Source organism: Yoonia sp., from assembly GCF_036007805.1.
In the GTDB taxonomy this organism is placed as follows: domain Bacteria; phylum Pseudomonadota; class Alphaproteobacteria; order Rhodobacterales; family Rhodobacteraceae; genus Yoonia.
This window is the reverse complement of sequence record NZ_DASYOK010000002.1, coordinates 1-2,513: the sequence shown is the minus strand read 5'-3', so window position 1 is coordinate 2,513 and position 2,513 is coordinate 1. Positions and strand designations below refer to the sequence as shown.

Annotated in this window: 2 protein-coding genes; both read right to left on the bottom strand. The window is 61.0% G+C overall.

The features are described from left to right. On the bottom strand, positions 1 to 1,115 hold a 1,115-nt coding region (locus VGP75_RS00050; protein WP_327541697.1), incomplete at its 3' end, for an anthranilate synthase component I family protein. 9 nt (positions 1,116 to 1,124) lie between these two features. Continuing rightward, positions 1,125 to 2,513 (bottom strand): peptidylprolyl isomerase (locus tag VGP75_RS00045; protein WP_327541696.1); only part of this gene is annotated, 1,389 nt, incomplete at its 5' end.

The following is a 2,513-nucleotide window of genomic DNA, read 5'->3' as shown; positions in this document are numbered from 1 at the left end:
TCGACGATGAATTGCTCGGTCGGGCGCACCGTGCCGATTTTGCTGACCTTGCCGGTGTCGTTGCGTCCCAGATCAAGCAGCATCAGATGTTCGGCCAGTTCTTTCTGGTCGGCCATCAGATCGGCCTCGTTCGCGTTGTCTTCTTCGGGGGTCGCACCGCGCGGGCGGGTGCCAGCGATAGGGCGGATCGTGACCTCTTTGCCGAAGACACGGACAAGGATCTCAGGGCTGGCCCCGATCACCTGAAAACCACCGAAGTTAAAGAAGAACATGAAAGGCGACGGGTTTGTGCGCCGCAGTGACCGGTAAAGTGCGAAAGGGGGCTCCACGAAATCCTGCGTCCAGCGCTGGGACGGGACCACCTGAAAGATGTCACCGGCGCGGATGTATTCTTTGGCCTTTTCGACGGCGGCCAGATAGGCCTCATGCGCGAAATTCGAGACAGGTGGTGCGACCTGCGCAGGTTCTGCCAGATCACGGGCTTCGCTGGGCATCGGGCGCTCAAGGGCGCGCTGTGCGTCCATCACCCGTTCTGCCGCTTGCGCATAAGCGGCGCGTGCCGACACCCCAGCCGTCACATAGGCGGGCGCCACAAGGATCACATCGCCTTTGACCCCGTCCAGCACCGCCACGACCGACGGGCGCAGCATCATGGCATCCGGCAGGCCAAGGGGGTCGGGGTTCACATCGGGAAGATGCTCGACCAGACGGATCATGTCATAGCCCAAGTACCCGAAAAGGCCTGCCGATGCCGCAGGCAGACCATCAGGCAGATCAATGCGCGACTCGGCGATCAATGCCCGCAGGGCGGTCAGCGGATCTTCGGCCATGTCCTCGAATGCATCGTCATTAAAGCGGGCAGTGCGGTTGACCCGCGATGTGGTGCCGCGACATTCCCAGACCAGATCGGGGTTCATGCCGACGATGGAATAACGCCCGCGGACTTCGCCACCGGTCACACTTTCCAGCATGAAGGCGTTTTTGCCCGCACCGGACAGTTTCAGCATCAGTGAAACAGGCGTGTCCAGATCGGCGGCGATCCGAGTGTAGACCACCTGACTGGCGCCCGCGTCATATTGTGCGGCGAAACTGTTGTAATCGGGCAAGAGTGCCATAGGGCCGCCTTAGAATTGCGCGTTGACCGCGTTGATGGTTTGCTGGTTCAGCGATGTTTCTGTGCGTTGCTGCACTGATGTCGCGTAAGCGTCAAAGATATCCTGTGCGATACCGGCACGCGCGTTTTCTGCCAGCGCATCGCGCTGTGCGATGACCGACGGATCAGTCAGGTCAGGGGCCGCGATATTGTCCAGACGGACGATCAGGGCGCGTTCAAAGGCGTCCACGATACGGACCTCGCCAATTGCCATGTCGAACAGCACATCGTTGAAATTGGGCGGTGTGCCTTCGATGAAACTGCGGCGCGTCAGCCCTTGCTCGATCACAGGGTCAAGGCCCAGCGTGCCAAAACCTGTCAGGGGCAAAATGTCGGCGGAAATTGCTTCGGCTCTGGCCAGGATTGCCTCTTGGCGGGCCTGTGCCTGCCACGCTTGCGCGACCGCATCGCGTACATCCTCAAGCGGTTGCAGTGTCGGTGGGGTGATGCCGTCCAGTGTCAGAGCAAAAATACCGCCATCTGCAAGGTCGATGATTTCGGGGAAGGCACCTTCCTGAACGGTGGCCGCTGCATCGCGGAAGGCGTCATAGGCGGCAATCCCGTCAATCGTGTCCGGTGTCCAGTTCACGGTGCCAAGTTCCATTTCCGTGCGTTCGGCCAGATCGGCCATGGACGCGCCGCCCGCCAGAAGGTCGATGATCGCATCGGTGCGGTCGTTGATGTAGTCACGTGCGGCATCTGCGGCCAATTCCTCGCGCAGATCGGGTGTCGCTTCCTCCAGAGTCGTCACTTGCTCGGACAGGACGGCATTCATGCGAAAGATGGCAGGACCGAGGCTTGAGTTGAACGGCCCCACGACGTCACCGGTATCAGCGGCAAAGACAGCGTCACCTGCGGCGCGCAGATCATCCTTGCTCACATCGCCAAGGTCGACGTCTGTGAGCGACAGGCCACGCTCTGCGACCAGTTCCTCAAAGGTGGCTTCGCCTGCATTGAGCCGCGCCATCGCTTCCTCGGCACGGTCGGCATCCAGATAGACCAGGCGCTCGACCAGACGGCGCTCGGGCTGGACGAATTCGGCAATGCGTTCATTGTAAAGGCGCTCCACGGCTTCATCTGGAACGACCATGTCGTCGAGAATCATCGTGGGCGTCAGCCATGCGTATGTAATGTTGCGGGCTTCGGGCAGGGTGAACTCGGCCGGGTTGGCGTCATAGTATTCCTGCTGGGCGGCTTCCGTGGCACCCGGCACAGGCGCGGTCAGGTCTTCGGCGTCGACGACGGCCCAAGTGATATCACGGCTTTCGCTGATATATTGCACCATGGCATCTGCATAGGCCTGCGGTGCGGGCACACCGCTGACGACAGCGCCTTGCAGCAGGGTGCGCGCGGTTTCTTC